The organism is bacterium, assembly GCA_021372515.1.
GTDB lineage: Bacteria > Gemmatimonadota > Glassbacteria > GWA2-58-10 > GWA2-58-10 > JAJFUG01.
This window is the reverse complement of record JAJFUG010000114.1, coordinates 22,755-37,032: the sequence shown is the minus strand read 5'-3', so window position 1 is coordinate 37,032 and position 14,278 is coordinate 22,755. Positions and strand designations below refer to the sequence as shown.

Below are 14,278 nucleotides of genomic sequence, written 5' to 3'. Positions count from 1 at the left end.
GTCCGGTTAAAATTTAAGGGATAGAGCCAATTGAGGTTGATTTGGTTTAAGTAATTTGAGCTTGTCGAACTTGATTCTTAGAACTTCAATAATATCAACATGTTCCATCAACAGCTCGCCGATGACCTTTGTCAGTTCATGCAAGGAGTAGGCATAGCGGGTCTGGAACTTGATAAACGTGAGCAGAAGATAGTAAATCATCGCGGCCCAGATTTGAGTCATCACGGCGTTTTCGCTGGCGCCGAGGAACGTTTTAATTTTGAGGTTCTGCTTGATCCATTTGAAGAATAACTCTATCTGCCAGCGGTGTTTATACAGCTCGGCAATCGTGGAAGCCGCCAGTTTGAAGTTGTTGGTGATAAAAACCAGTTCTACATTTCTTTTTTTGTCATAAAAAGTGATCCGCCTCAAGGTCTCAGGATATGCCCTTTGCTGGCGGTAGCCGGTGAACCGTATAATCTGATCGGAGAGGATGCCCTTGTTTTTGGGCACTTCCTGCTGTCCGGCTACTTCGTATCCAAGGTTCGTCTTGGCCCTGGTGATAAAAAATACGCGGTTTAACTGTAGAGAATGTAACCACTTAAAGTCGTAATAGCCGCGGTCTACCGTGATTATGCTGTCCGGTGGAAGGACCGGAAAATTATAACTCTCATCGTTTACCACTCTTACATCGTTGCATCTGGCCGTGGTCAGCGTGATGAACGAGGGCAGACAGCCGTTGTGGTCAAGAAGAGTATGTATCTTCATTGCCCCCTTGCGCTTCTGGTAGTCCGCCCAGGGGAACACCGTCAAACAAAGCTTTACCAGCGTGGAATCCATGCTGTAAAGCGGGTTCTTGAACCTGAACTTATGGCCTGGAGCCAGGCTCTGGCATTTGCCCAGAACATCGTAAAACACAGCCTTGTATATATCCGAGCTGCGCTTGTTGTTCGCATCGGCAAGAGTGCTGCGCGAGACACTCTCCAGACCCAGGTGATACCACTTCCGCTGCTGGCTGCGCAGGCTTACCGCTATATCGCGCAAGCTCTTCAGTCCCCTGGCCTGCGAATACAAAAGCACCGTGAGCTGCTGCCAACAACTGAAACAGCGCGTACGCTTGTCTCCAGAATACTTCTCAACACTGTTCTTGAATCCCGGACGAGAAATAAGTTGCATAACCTGACCGAATACTGTATTCCTTGTCATCGGGCTAACCTCCTGTTTTCTTATTCAGATTTGCGGTTGGCGCTTCAAATCTAATAAGAAATAGGGTTAGCCCGCTTTTTTTCTACCTTAACCGGACACTACTGGGTGCTACCTATAAGGTTTACCCAGCCGACAGATGCAATCAAATAACCAAAGAAATGGCGCACACGAGTAAATAAACTTTTTCGTGCTCTTGGGATGCGGCAATTATAGTTGAAGTCATAAAGATTTAACTCTCCACAGTATGGACAAATAAATGATCCCTGTTTGCTTAATGTTACTTCTGATTCACAGCCACAACAGATGCGTTTATTGGGGGGCATTGTGCTATTTATTTTTTTTATTCTTCGACCATACTTTTCTGCACGAGCAAGCGACCGCTTAAGTTTCCACTTTTCCCAGAAGTACCACATCACTTCCCCTCCTGGATGAAGTCCCAGAGGATGCCGGAGACATCGGCGAGTCGGCCGCCCTCCTAGAAGTTGACCACCTGACGACAGAAACGCTCGACAGCCCAGACGGGCACGCCGCGGGGGAAATCCCGTTTCGCTGTTCCGGTGGCGGCCCAGCGGCGGGGGTTCTTGGCTTTGGCGATCCAGTTGTATCTTCAGGGGCACGGCGCGCGCCGTGCCCCTTCTTTGGTACGAAACTGATTCGGACAAGCCGCTCAGCTCGATTCCCAGCGCTTGACCGTGAAGGATTCGACCCGCTCCCAGACCGGGTTGTGCCCGATCCCAGGCTGCTGTGAAAGCTGGTAGGTGCCCTGGCGCGACATCACGTTCTCCGGCTCGGTGATGTCGGGCCGGTAGAAACGGCAACTCGGCATTATATCGCTGGGCAGCTTGATATTGGGCAGGGAGGCGAACTCGATGCAGATCGACTCGCCGATAGCGCTCTCCAGCATCCCTCCGACCCAGCAGGGGATGCCGCTGGAGGCGCAGACATCGTGAATCTTGATCGCCTCGTAGAGGCCGCCCACCCGCGAAATCTTGATGTTGATTATTCTGCAGGCCTTGATCTGCGCCGCCTTGCGCGCGTCCTCGGCCGACTTGATCGACTCGTCCAGACAGATTGGGGTCTTGAGCTCGGCCTGAAGCGTGGCGTGGTCGATCAGGTCGTCATAGGCCAACGGCTGCTCGATCTGCACCAGGCCGTAGTCATCGAAATGCCGCAGGGTGTCGATATCCTCCAGCGAATAGGCGCTGTTGGCATCCACCTGCAGGGCGATGGCCGGGAACCGGCCGCGCACCTTGTCCAGAATCTTGAGGTCCCAGCCGTGTTTCACCTTGATCTTGATCCGCTGGAACCCCATATCCAGCGAGGCCTGCACGGCATCCAGCAGTTGCTCCGGGGTGTCCTCTATCCCCAGGCTGTTGCCGCAGCCGACAATCTTGTTTTTATCTCCGCCGAGGGTTTCGTGCAGGGGCTTGCCCTTGAGGCGGGCCTCCAGCACCCACCAGGCGGTCTCCAGGGCCGCCTTGGCGAACCCGTTGCCCCGGAACTGGCCCAGCACCGCGTTGATACTCCCGGGCGTGTCGAAGCGCCGCCCCACCACCTCGGGGGCGAAAATGTCACGCACCATATGGAACGCGGTCTCGGCGGTCTCATGGCCGTAGATAGGTGTGTTCCAGGGCGGGGCCTCGCCCCAGCCCTCGTCGCCCTCTCCGCGCAGGCGCACCAGGATCGAATCTATGTGGGTCAGGCGCCCGCTGCTGATCTCGAAATGATGGAGCAGGGGAAGGCGCAGGTGGAACACTTCGAGCTTTGAGATAAGCATTTTTTGCACTCCCTCGGACTGAACCAACGCCGAAACGAACCGCTCTGTAGATGAAAACCGATGAAATCCGGAACCGGTTGACCGTGGAACTGGACAAGCGTACCGCTCCGCGGGTAAATTTCCCGGGACAGGCCTCCCCGCGGTCAGACCTTGCCGCGGAAATAGTCGATTGTGCGCCGCAGCCCCTCGTCCAGGTCGACCTTCGGCTCCCAGCCCAGGAGCTTGCGGGCGCGGGTGATGTCGGGACGGCGCACCTTGGGGTCATCCTCGGGCAGGCGCTTGTGGATGATCTGGCTGCTGCTGCCGGTCAACTCGATAATCCGCTCGGCGAACTGCAGGATGGAGTGCTCGGTGGGGTTGCCGATATTGACCGGGCCGTCCGCCTCCGAGAGCAGCAGGCGGTAGAGGCCCTCGACCAGGTCGGACCAGTAGCAGAACGAGCGGGTCTGGCTGCCGTCGCCGAACACGGTGATCGGCTCGCCGCAGAGGGCTTGCTTGATGAAATTGGGCACCACCCGGCCGTCGTTCATGCGCATGCGCGGACCATAGGTGTTGAAAATTCGTACGATCCGCACCTCGACCCCGTGGGTGCGCTGGTAGGCCATGCTGATCGCCTCGGCGAAACGCTTGGCCTCGTCGTACACCCCGCGCGGGCCGATCGGGTTCACGTTACCCCAGTAGTCCTCGGTCTGCGGGTGGACCAGCGGGTCGCCGTAGACCTCGCTGGTGGAGGCGAGCAAAAAGCGGGCGCCTTTCTCGCGGGCCAGGCCCAAGGCCTTGTGCGTGCCCAGGCTGCCCACCTTGAGGGTCTGGATCGGGTATTCGAGGTAGTCCACCGGCGAGGCGGGCGAGGCGAAATGCAGGATCGCGTCCAGCCGCCCGGGGATGAACATGTACTCGGTGACATCGTAGCGGATGAACCGGAACCGCTCGTGGCCCATCAGGTGGCTGATGTTTTCAATGTTGCCTGTAATCAGGTTGTCGATGCAGATTACATCGTGATTTTTTTCGACCAGGTAGTCGCAGAGGTGAGAACCGAGGAACCCGGCCCCGCCGGTGACCAGAATGCGCATCTTTGGTTGCTCCATGCTCGGGTTGAGCCGGCTGTCCCGGTCCCGCTGCACCGGGAGGGCCTCCGCACTGCGCGGTGGAGTTCGGGGGAGCCGGGGACTGTTCCGGGGAGATTGATATGCTCAAATGGTTGAACCGTGTACGTAACCTGCTGGTGCTGCTGGTGATCGGCTCCGGCCTGGCGGATGTGTTGCTCGAATCCTGGCTGGGCGCGGCCCTGTCTGTGGTCGCCCGCCTGACCCTGCGCAGCGTGTTCTGGGTGGCGTCCCTGCTCTGGCTGGCCCTGATGATTCACGCCCGGGCAGCGCGGGCAAGGCAAACCGATCCGGATTCAAAATAAGAGATTCCCGGCGCGCCTGTCAATGGGAAGGAGGCCGGCGGGCGCGCGCAGGAGTTTTGAACGGTAATTATTTGTTGCAATTAATCGAGTTAGCCTGTAAAATAATAGACCCGGTGTTGGCCGGGATGCCTTAATGCGTGATTTTCGTGGATAGTTGCAGCACGTTTTTGCCAGACACGGATTATTAAACAGATCGATAATTATAAACACAACGCTGTGACAGAGGCGAGCCGTGGCTGATGAATGGAAAAAGATAAAAATTGGCTACAGAAATAGTGACACCGAGTGTTATATCAACGTTCCGTTCCTGACCCCCGAGGGCAAGATGGAGTCGCCGCTGACCATCGGCGACGCCATGACAGCCCTGCGCAAGGCCGGAGTGGTGCGCGGGCTGCGCCAGGACAGGCTCAAGCAGTTGTTCGACGAGGGCCGTTTCGACCAGGAGGTCCTGGTCGCCGAGAGCACACCGCCCCGGAACGGCCAGGATGCCTGGATAGAGTATTTCTTCGACTACAAGCGCGAGTTCCAGCCCAAGGAAGACACGGACGGGCGGATAGACTACCACGATGTCTCCATTTTCACCTCGATCAGCAAGGGCGACCAGCTCTGCCTCCTGCATCCCGCCACCGAGGGTGTGGCGGGGGAGACTGTCACCGGGGCCCGGGTCGAGGCGAAAAGCGGACGGGAAAGGCTGCTGCCCCAGGGCCCGCAGACCGAAATCTCCCCCGAAGACCCCAACCTGCTGATCGCGGCTGAAAACGGCTGTGTCTCGCTCAACAAGACCAACCTGGTGGAGGTCCAGCCCCGCCTGATCATCAAGGGGGACGTGGATTTCAACACAGGCAACGTGGATTTTGTCGGCTCCCTGGCTATCGGCGGAGATATCAAGGCCGGGTTCAAGGTGCACGTGGTGGGTGATCTGGAGGTGGGCGGCTGCGTGGAGGACTCGGAGGTGGATGTCGAGGGCAGCGCCCTGGTCAAGAAAGGCTTCATCGGCCGGGGCAAGGGCCTGATCAAAACCACCGGCGACCTGACGGTCAAGTATGTCCACGGGCAGAACGTGGTCTGCGGCGGCAACCTGAATGTGGGCGGCGAGCTGATGCACAGCATGGTGCGGGTCTGCGGAAATGTCATCGCCAACAGCCGCAAGGGCGTGATCATGGGTGGCCGGATCGAGGCCGAGTGCAATATCGACACCACGGTCCTGGGCAGCACCAGCTATACCGCCACGGAAGTGACCGTGGGAGTCGATTTCAAGCTCCTCGACCGTCTGAAGGAGATCGACGACGAGCTGAAGACGGTGAAAGAGAACCAGGACAAGGTGAAAAAGGCGCTCTACAATTTCTCGGTCCTCAAGACCAAGATGAAAGGCCAACTGAGCGCCGAGCACCAGACCCTGTTCGAAAGGTTGCAGGAAACCAGCCGATATTATCCTAAGTACCAGTCGGAGCTGGAGCAGGAGGCGCACCGTATTCAGCAGGACATCGCCCGCCACAAGGAGGCGCATGTCAAAGTGCACCGCACCCTGTTCCCCGGAGTGAAAGTGACGATCGGCAAGTTCACCCGCGTGATCAACGAGCAGGCGGAGAACCAGACTCTGCGTGAAATCCGCGGGGAGATAGTCTCCGGGGCTTGAGCGGCGGTGCTGCATTCATTTGCCTGACAATATGAACCTCAGACACCCCGGCGGCAGCACGAAAGCACCCGGGGTGTTTCGGGCTTAACGCCCGTTGGAGAGAGATGGGCCTCGAAATAGCGAAAATAATGGACGAGCGCGAGCTCGCCGGTGATGACCTTCTGGATGACCTGATCGAGCGCACCCGCAAGTACGAGATCGTGGCCCTCCAGGACAAGCGCCTGATATTCACCCGCGTCAGGACCTTCCTCGAAAAAGTCTTCGGCAGTTTCTACACCACCGAAAAGAAAGAGCCCCTCACCCTGATCACCCAGGCCCTGGTGCGGCTCAAGCAGAACCCGCACCTGGCGCGCCGCGATGAGAAAATCAAGCAGATGGACCGCCTGATGGAGTCGCTGGCCGAGAACGGCCTGCTCCGTCTGCGCCACGGCCAGAGCGAGGAACGCGACTTCACGGTGATCAGCCAGCGCCTGCGGGTGCAGCTCAACGGGGATGAGAAGCAGTACGAGATCCGCCGCCGCATCCCCAGCGCCCGCAAGGCGGCCGAGGAGGAGAAGGATCGCCTGGTGCGCTACCGCGAGGAACTCAAGGTGATCGAGCAGGTGCGTATCACCTGCAAGCAGCTCGAAAGCCTGATCAGCCAGCCGATGGACGACGAGCTGAAACAAGAGGCCGCCCGCACGGTGCGCGACTTCTTCCACTCCCTCGAACAGAAAATGGGCTATGCCAACTCGATCCTCACCGGCAAGGGGTTCATCGAGGACGCGTTCATCGCTCAGCTCAAGCTGGAGTCCCTCGACCTGGCCGAGGAGATGGAGGATCTGACGCTCATCGAGAAACTGATCTTTCTGGCCAGCCTGAACTGGTACCGCAACCAGTGGGCCAGCCGCAGTTTCAACGAGCCGGACAACCTGGTGTTTTTCATGCTCAGCCGCATGATCAACCGTCACGCCCCCTGGAACCCCCGGGGGAGCCAGGAAGTACGCGAATCCATCCAGACCCTGGGGCTATCGCCGCAGGAGCTGGAGCAGAAATATGTCGAGCAGGCTGCCGCCGGTCCGATGGAGGAGAAAGACACCGGCTCGATCAGCGTGGACCGCCGCCGGGAAAAGCTCTTCCAGCTCATCCGCCAGATCTACCAGCTCAACCGCATGCTGGCCGAGCGCAAGAGCGTGGAGGAGGGCAACACACTGCTCAAGAAATTCCTGCGCCCCGGCATCCGCACCGAGGTCAGCCGCAGCAACATGGAGATCATCGCCCAGGAGATACGCTCCCAGGTGAAGATGGACAGCCTGAACAAGTTCATGCGTGAGTTGTCGTTCGACACTCAGATCTCCGGCCACCTGGCTTTCCTGCGCCAGGCGCTGAGCGAGGGCTCGATCAACCTGTTCCAGCAGCTCCAGGCTTTCCGGGTGGCCCACGGCCTGAGCAACCTGACCGACAACAAAGAGCGCGAGAAGCTCGCCGCTTTCATCAGCCCCATCGACGTGGTCCAGTTCCTGACCCAGCTCGCCGCCGGGCAGATCACGATCCAGCGGGCGGGCGAATCGGAGGTGGAGATCAGCGCGCGCGGCTCCACCGGCGAGAGCCTGGACGTGACCCAGCGCACCCTGTCCAACAAGGGCCTGACTTACATCGAGGCGGCGCGCTACATCAACAAGGAGTTCGAGAACCTTATCCTCAGCTTCGACAAGCCCGATTTCGAGGCCCGCTGCGCCGACTGCAACCCGGCCTACGAGCGCGATAAGGACCACCATGTCAAGGTCAAGCAGTATTCCTGGGTTGCGCGCACCTATCCGCTGATCAAGTTCTGTTTCGGCGGGATGGCCCTTCTTGTCAGCCCGATCATGTTCAACCTGATGGAGGGTGAGAAGGAGAAGGAGCACAAGACCATCCACGAGCACACCGCCCGGTTCATGGAACGGGTGGCCGAGCTGGAGAAATACATCCTCCAGCGGATACTGGAGGCCACCGAGCTGTTCCAGGTGGGCGAGCTGGACAAGCGCCGTCTGGAGTCGCAGTACACCAGCGGGCTGAGCGCCAGCGGCGAGACGGGGTCGGTGGGCGAGGAGGGCGGCGGCAACTACGCCCTTCTGCTGGAGGAGGGAGTCAAGGAGCTGTTCCCCAAGATCGGGTTCGAGTTGCAGGTGCTGCTCCAGGAGGCCGGCGACAGCGGCGAGGAGGAGGAGGACCGCGAGGCCCAGGCCGAGCGCGTGCGGACCGAGGAGGAGCGCGCTTTCGACGAGAAATACCGTCACCTGATGATCGACAGCGATTTCGACCCGGACGCCGCGCCCTCGGAGGCGCGCAAGGTCAGCCGGCGCAGCGTGGTGCACCTGAACGAGTCCCTGGAGAACATCACCCATTTCTTCGCGCGCCTGCGCGAGGAGGGCTACGAGAGGCGCGTGCCGATCATGCGCCGCGACCAGATCGTCTCCAACATCCGCTCGGCCGGTTATTTCATCCGCGACATAGTCCACTCCCTGAGCGAGGAACAGCAGGATGTGGCCCAGCTGATGCGCAAGACCGACAGCGTGCTGCAGAAAAGCCGGGAGGCCCTTCAGCGGGTCGAGGTCATCGAGGAACAGGTGGAGGTGGAAAAGGAGAACGTGGAGGTCCCGCTCTACGAGATACACTCGATCCTGGTCACCCTGAACAGCACCTATGTGGTCACCCTGCAGGGCCTGATCGAGCTGATCGCCCAGAAACAGCTGAGCAGCCGGGCCGGGCTGGTCAAGGTGGAGCAGATCGAGGCAACCAAGAAGATTGTCGAGCACATCGAGGCCGTGATCAACACCCTGGCGCGCAACTCGCGCGGGATCAAGCTGGAAAGCCCGAAAATTCCGACCGGCCTGCGCGACGCCATGAGCATGAACATCAGCGCCGCCCTGGCCGAGATCAACCGCCTGAAGCGCAGCCAGCTCGTCATCCAGAGCTGCCAGCACCCCAACGACCTGCGCATCTACCTCAACGTGCTGGCCCGCGAGCTGCTCGACCGCAAGCTGATCATCCCGCTGCAGAACATCGCCGGCACGCTCAAGAAAGCCCCCACCGTGGTCGAGAGCGGCGAGGAATACACGGTCTGGAAGCCCGAGGGCGAGGAGAAGATCAGCGCCTCGGTGTTCGGCAAGATGGACGTGCCGCTGATCACGCTCAACGACGTGCCCAAGATGCTGCACGCCGTGATCTCCATCGCCGACCAGCTGGCCGACCACCTGGTGGGCCGCGGCGAGCAGTTCCGCGAAAAGCTGACCGCCTCCAAGCAGCACGTGCCCGAGAAGACCATGTTCGAGGAGTTCGCCGAGCGCATGACCCAGAAAATCTCGGGCGCCCTGGGCCAGCTCCACGCCTTCTTCGTCCCGGACAAGGAAAACAGCATCACCTTCGACCCCGAGCGCCTGGACGACATCCTGCGGGTGATCGGCTCGGTGGTGGGCGAGCTGCTCGAGATGATCAAGGACCTGAACAAGAACAAGTCGGTGTTCGGCAAGGAGATCGAGGCGGTCAAGCGCATCGCGCCCTCGGTGGAAAGCGTGCGCAACTGCGTGAACGAGTACAACGCCAACTACCTGAAGCAGAAACGCAGCGCCGACCTAGCCCGCAGTCAGACCAACGCCGACAAGACCCTGATCGGGTTCTGCCAGGAGCTGCAGAAATACGACGACCCGCTGTCGCTGGAGTACAAGATCCTGGTGGTGAGGGGACGGGTCTACGTGGCCCTGGAGGGCCTGGTCCAGCGCATCCTCGGCCTGGCCAAGCTGGATTTCAACGCCGAGCGCAAGAAAAAGTACCAGGTGCTGGTCAACGAGCTGTTCTACATGATGAGCCACGTCAAGACCGAGGACCGCGACCTTCCCCTGTTCCGCAAGTTCACCGAGAGCACGCTGCGCGCCGCCGAGGGTTGCGGCAACCCGCAACTGGCCGAGGAGGTGAAGAAGCTTGTCGAGCGGGGCGAGGAAGTGCGCGACTGGGTGCGGGCGGCCGAGAACGCCTTTGCCGAAAATGTGGTCAGCCAGGTCTACCGCCCCGGCATGGACATCGAGCGCCTGCGCAAGCTGAGCGAGGGGATTTGAGCCCGGCCGGGCCCTGGCCTCCCCCTTTCCCAAAGGGGGATCGAGGGGGATTCGCCTTGTTGGAGCTTGTGAATAGGACTCGTGTGATAATAATGTGGTTAGGTTAAACAGTCTTTGTGACCTTCCAGCGGCTTCCAGGCCGCCTGTTTCGGGGGCCGCGCCTGTCTGAGCCTCCCGCCGGGGCAGCGCGTAAAAGCTTGCGAAACAAAATGGTTTGAAAAAGCCGCAAGGTGCGGCGGCGATTCGCGTCAGCGCCGCCGCTGCAACACGGGAGCGGAATCAAAGAGCCGCGAACACTACAGATTGAAGGGGAGATGTGGCCGGGACGAGTTCGCGGCCCCCACGCCCTTTGGTCCTTTCGGGCAAGACCGAAAGGACAATATTTCTTTAAAAAATGTTCAGAGAGCCCTCGATGACAGCCCGAACCGATATGAATCGACGCGAGTTCCTGGGCGCCACCGCCGGCGGTGCGCTGGGTTTTCTGGCCTGCGGGCGCGGCGCACCCGGCGGCGCCTCTGTCCCGCCTGTCCCGGCCGACAGCACGGCCGCAGCCGCGTTCGCCCCCTCCGGCCTGGGCTACGACTACTGGAACGGCGTGTTCGAGACAATCACCCGCGGGTTTATCTCCAATGCCCTCAAGACCAGCGACACCTTCGCGGTCTGCGAGTACCCCCAGGGCACGCACCTGAACAATTTTGTCACCGCGCGCGGGCTCACCTGCGACTCGGTCACCCGCATGCTGCCGGCCCTGGCCGCCCGGATTGTCGCGCCCCAGGGCGGGGCCTCTCTGGAGGTGGAGGGGAAAAGATGGGAGTTGGAGGAGGTGTTTGTCCGGGCGCTCGGCGCGGCCACCGACCCCACGAGTAAGGATTTCTGGGAGTACCCCTCCACCAAGGACTGGAACCAGCGCCAGGTGGAAAGCTCCATTGTGGCCTGGAGCCTCTGGCTGGCCCGGGACAAAGTGCTGGAGCGGTTCAGCCTGTCCCAACGGAAAAACATCCATAACTGGCTGGCCAGTTGCACCGTGGTGCCCACCCGCACGAACAACTGGGCCCTGTTCAGCGCGGTCAACCAGGCGGCGCGGATCGCCCTGAGCGAGCGCTGGAGCGAGTTCTCCGGGGATGAGGCCCCGATGCGCGAGGACCTGGCGGCTATCGACAGCATGTACCGCGGCGCGGGCTGGTACAGCGACAGCAGCCACGGCGAGGCCTACGACTACTACAATTTCTGGGTTTTCGCCTCGCACAGCCTGTACCTGGATGCCCTGGTGGGAGAGAGGTTCCCGGACATTCGCGCGCGCTACCGTGAACGCCTGGCCCAGTTCCTGGAGAGCACCCCGTACTTTTTCGGCGGCAACGGCAGCCATGTGCTCATGGGGCGCTCGCTGGCCTACCGCTGGGCCGTGCTCACCCCGCTCACCCTGGCCCACGGCCTGGGCCTCTGGCCTCTATCGACAGGGCTGCTGCGGCGTATCTGCAACCGGAACCTGGCTTTCCTCTGGGAGGCCGGGGCCTGGGACAGCGAAAACGGCAAGCTGCGCGAAAGCCTCACCCCGCATTCCAATCACGACATCTGCGAAAGCTATATCAACCACGGCCACCCCTACTGGGGCATGCAGGCGTTCTATGCCATGAGCCTGGGGCCGGATGACCCGTTCTGGAGCGCACCCGAGGCGCCGCTGCCGGTGGAGCAGGGGGATTTCCGGCGTGAGATCGCCCCGGCCGGGCTTCTTCTTGACGGCAGCCGGGAGTCGGGCCAGGTGCGTCTCTGGGCCGCCCGCTGCGACCAGCACTACGAGAACAAGTACTACAATTTCGGCTGGTCCTCGCATTTCCCCTGGAATGTCGGCATGGTTGGGGAGCGCGTGGCCCCGGACTGCATGCTCACTTTCAGCGGCGAGGCGGGGGCCTATGGGCGCCGTCAGAGCGGTTTCACGGGCGAGGTGCTGGCCGGGGGCAAGGGCCTGCGCTGGAGCTGGAGCTGCGAGGCGGGCGAGGCCAAGCTTAGTGTTGAGAGCCTGCTCTGGCTGGAGGGCGAGCTGGAGTGGCGCGCCCACCGGGTGCACTATGCGGGCGGGCGCGGCTACCTGAGCGCGGCCGAGCACACCTACTCCCTGGGCCTGGAGTTGGAGGAGGCTGCCGAGACCCAGAGCGGCCAGGTCTGGGAGTGGGCGCGTAACAAGGAGGGCAAGGTTGTATTCGCGCGGGCCGCGTTCGGGTTCAACGAGCATGTCGCCCTGGGCGGGTTCGAGGGGCGCGAGGACCTGAACAGTTTCTACCCGCGGGCCGCTCAGGCCGCGGTGAGCGCGCGGATCGCGCCGGGGGACACGGTCCTGGTGGCGGCCCTGTATGCCAGCCCCAAGCCCGAGAGCCTGGAGAGCCTTCTCGCCCGCTCGGCCGACATGCCGCCCGAGGTGCTGGCTTTCGCCGGGCTGGAGAGCTGAACGGCTCAGATATCCAGTACCACCGTGGCGCGCAGCCAGGGCGCGCTCTCATCCGGCTCGATTTTCAGGCGGTGCCAAGTGACAGCTTTCACCTCCGGGCCCAGGCAGTGACGGGCCAGGTCCAGCGGCTCGCCCTCCAGCGTGGCGCTCAGGGCCGTGGGGCTGAACGAGTTTATCGTAACCCGGGCGGCCAGCCAGCGCTCCGTGTTCAGGTAGTAAAGAATCTCGGCCAGCCAGGCGCGGAGGAGCGCCTCCGTGCTTTCGGCGGCCAGCTCCAGGCGACGGCTCTGCAGCGGCTTGGCCGCGCCCGGCTCGGCCAGAATCTCCAGCATCGCCGTGGCCCCCACCCGGAACAACTCGTTCAGGTCGCAGCCCCAGAGGTACAGGCCCAGGTCGGCCGTGTGCTCGAATGTCTCGTATCCCGGTCTTCCAGCCAAGCGTCTCTCCCTCGCTCTCGCCACCTTTCCGCACCCTGACAGTATTGACAGGCGGGCGGCGCGGTGGCAAATTACGCCTCCGGACTGCACGGAAACTGTTCTCAACTTATCACTTCGCACAGAGAAGGACAAGATGCGCGTGGTGGCGCAGCGGGTCAGCCGGGCCTCGGTCACGGTGGAGGGGCAGGTCACGGGCGAGATTGGCCCGGGATTGATGCTCCTTGTCGCCATGAAAGGCGACGAGTCGCCCGGGGACCTGGCCTGGATGGCCAACCGGATCGTGGGCCTCAGGGTGTTCCGCGACGATGACGACAAGATGAACCGCTCGCTGCTCGAGGTGGGCGGGGCCCTGCTGGTGATCAGCCAGTTCACGCTCTACGGCGACTGCCGCAAGGGACGGCGGCCCTCGTTCATCGAGGCCGGGCGTCCCGAGCTGAGCGAGCCGCTGTTCGAGCGGTTCATGGATGAGTTGCGGGCGCAAGGCGCGAGCGTGGCCACCGGCCGCTTCGGCGCGATGATGCAGGTGGAGCTGGTCAACGACGGCCCGGTGACCCTGATCCTCGAAAAGTGAGCCCTCCCGGCTCCAACATCTCTCAAAAAAGGCAACCATGACCGAAAAGATAAATGACGGGCGGACAGTGCGCCTGATCCTGGCCAGCGCCTCGCCGCGCCGCACCGAACTGCTGCGCCTGGTGGGCATCCCGCACACGGTCTGCCCCTCGCACGCGGATGAGGAGCACGACACGCCGAGCGAACCCGCGGCCCACGTGACAGTCCTGGCCGAGCGCAAGGCTGTGGCCGTGGCCGCCGGGCGCCCCGGGGCCCTGGTCCTGGGCGCGGACACGATTGTCTACCACGGCGGGGTGATCCTGGGCAAGCCGAAGGATTTCGAGGGGGCTTGCCGCATGGTGGCCTCGCTGGCCGGGACCGAGCACCTGGTGTACACCGGGATCGCCCTGGCCGGGCCGGAGGGCGCTCCGCCCACAAGCGCCTGCGAGGTCACGCGGGTGCGGTTCCGCAGCCTGACGAATCTGGAAATCGAGCGCTACGTGGCGACCGGCGAGCCGATGGACAAGGCCGGGGCCTACGGTATCCAGGGCTACGGTGCCACGCTGGTGGAGAGCGTGCAGGGCTGCTATTTCAACGTGATGGGCCTGCCGCTGACAAGGTTGATCCGTCTGCTGGAGGAGCGCGGGGTGGAATACCCGTTCGGGCCGCCGCTCTGGCGCGGCTGAGAGAGGCGCGGGAAGGGGAATAGAAATGTAGGTATTGGGCACGCTGCAGCGTGCCCCTACGTCGGCTGGTTTTTCGCGGGT

At 61.6% G+C, this 14,278-nt stretch carries 10 protein-coding genes; 6 read left to right on the top strand and 4 right to left on the bottom strand.

Annotated features, from left to right (window positions below):
- Positions 1–6: 6 nt before the first annotated feature.
- The 3 genes from LLH00_11610 to LLH00_11600 all read right to left on the bottom strand — a co-directional run bounded on the left by LLH00_11610 (position 7) and on the right by LLH00_11600 (position 4,035).
- Positions 7–1,185, bottom strand: a complete 1,179-nt coding sequence (locus LLH00_11610) for an IS4 family transposase (GenBank protein ID MCE5271912.1) — start codon at positions 1,183–1,185, stop codon at positions 7–9.
- Between the two features lie 667 nt (positions 1,186–1,852).
- Positions 1,853–2,962 carry an o-succinylbenzoate synthase gene (gene menC / locus LLH00_11605; protein MCE5271911.1) on the bottom strand — a complete coding sequence of 370 codons (1,110 nt, stop codon included), beginning with the start codon at positions 2,960–2,962 and terminating at the stop codon, positions 1,853–1,855.
- Positions 2,963–3,105: 143 nt separating this feature from the next.
- Positions 3,106–4,035 carry an SDR family oxidoreductase gene (locus LLH00_11600; protein ID MCE5271910.1) on the bottom strand — a complete coding sequence of 310 codons (930 nt, stop codon included), beginning with the start codon at positions 4,033–4,035 and terminating at the stop codon, positions 3,106–3,108.
- Positions 4,036–4,151: 116 nt separating this feature from the next.
- Between LLH00_11600 and LLH00_11595 the strand changes: the two genes are divergently transcribed.
- The 4 genes from LLH00_11595 to LLH00_11580 all read left to right on the top strand — a co-directional run bounded on the left by LLH00_11595 (position 4,152) and on the right by LLH00_11580 (position 12,525).
- Positions 4,152–4,373 (top strand): hypothetical protein, encoded by a 222-nt coding sequence (locus tag LLH00_11595; protein MCE5271909.1) that lies wholly within the window; start codon positions 4,152–4,154, stop codon positions 4,371–4,373.
- A 232-nt stretch (positions 4,374–4,605) separates the two neighbouring features.
- Positions 4,606–6,009 (top strand): FapA family protein, encoded by a 1,404-nt coding sequence (locus LLH00_11590; protein ID MCE5271908.1) that lies wholly within the window; start codon positions 4,606–4,608, stop codon positions 6,007–6,009.
- A 104-nt stretch (positions 6,010–6,113) separates the two neighbouring features.
- A complete protein-coding gene (locus LLH00_11585; protein ID MCE5271907.1) occupies positions 6,114–10,082 on the top strand; it encodes a hypothetical protein in 3,969 nt (1,322 codons plus the stop codon).
- A gap of 412 nt (positions 10,083–10,494) precedes the next feature.
- Complete coding sequence (locus LLH00_11580) at positions 10,495–12,525, top strand: DUF2264 domain-containing protein (GenBank protein ID MCE5271906.1); 2,031 nt, start codon at positions 10,495–10,497, stop codon at positions 12,523–12,525.
- A 5-nt stretch (positions 12,526–12,530) separates the two neighbouring features.
- Here LLH00_11580 and LLH00_11575 read toward each other — a convergent pair whose 3' ends face one another.
- Entirely contained in the window at positions 12,531–12,962 is a 432-nt protein-coding gene (locus tag LLH00_11575) for an archease (GenBank protein ID MCE5271905.1), read from the bottom strand.
- 133 nt (positions 12,963–13,095) lie between these two features.
- Between LLH00_11575 and dtd the strand changes: the two genes are divergently transcribed.
- Positions 13,096–13,533 (top strand): D-tyrosyl-tRNA(Tyr) deacylase, encoded by a 438-nt coding sequence (dtd, locus tag LLH00_11570; protein ID MCE5271904.1) that lies wholly within the window; start codon positions 13,096–13,098, stop codon positions 13,531–13,533.
- A gap of 37 nt (positions 13,534–13,570) precedes the next feature.
- Positions 13,571–14,197 carry a Maf family protein gene (locus tag LLH00_11565; GenBank protein MCE5271903.1) on the top strand — a complete coding sequence of 209 codons (627 nt, stop codon included), beginning with the start codon at positions 13,571–13,573 and terminating at the stop codon, positions 14,195–14,197.
- The last annotated feature ends 81 nt before the right edge of the window (positions 14,198–14,278 follow it).

Coding starts and splice junctions, on each gene's coding strand:
- LLH00_11610 (MCE5271912.1), bottom strand. CDS start 1,185: ATGACAAGGAATACAGTATTCGGTCAGGTTATGCAACTTATTTCTCGT.
- menC (MCE5271911.1), bottom strand. CDS start 2,962: ATGCTTATCTCAAAGCTCGAAGTGTTCCACCTGCGCCTTCCCCTGCTC.
- LLH00_11600 (MCE5271910.1), bottom strand. CDS start 4,035: ATGCGCATTCTGGTCACCGGCGGGGCCGGGTTCCTCGGTTCTCACCTC.
- LLH00_11595 (MCE5271909.1), top strand. CDS start 4,152: ATGCTCAAATGGTTGAACCGTGTACGTAACCTGCTGGTGCTGCTGGTG.
- LLH00_11585 (MCE5271907.1), top strand. CDS start 6,114: ATGGGCCTCGAAATAGCGAAAATAATGGACGAGCGCGAGCTCGCCGGT.
- LLH00_11580 (MCE5271906.1), top strand. CDS start 10,495: ATGACAGCCCGAACCGATATGAATCGACGCGAGTTCCTGGGCGCCACC.
- dtd (MCE5271904.1), top strand. CDS start 13,096: ATGCGCGTGGTGGCGCAGCGGGTCAGCCGGGCCTCGGTCACGGTGGAG.
- LLH00_11565 (MCE5271903.1), top strand. CDS start 13,571: ATGACCGAAAAGATAAATGACGGGCGGACAGTGCGCCTGATCCTGGCC.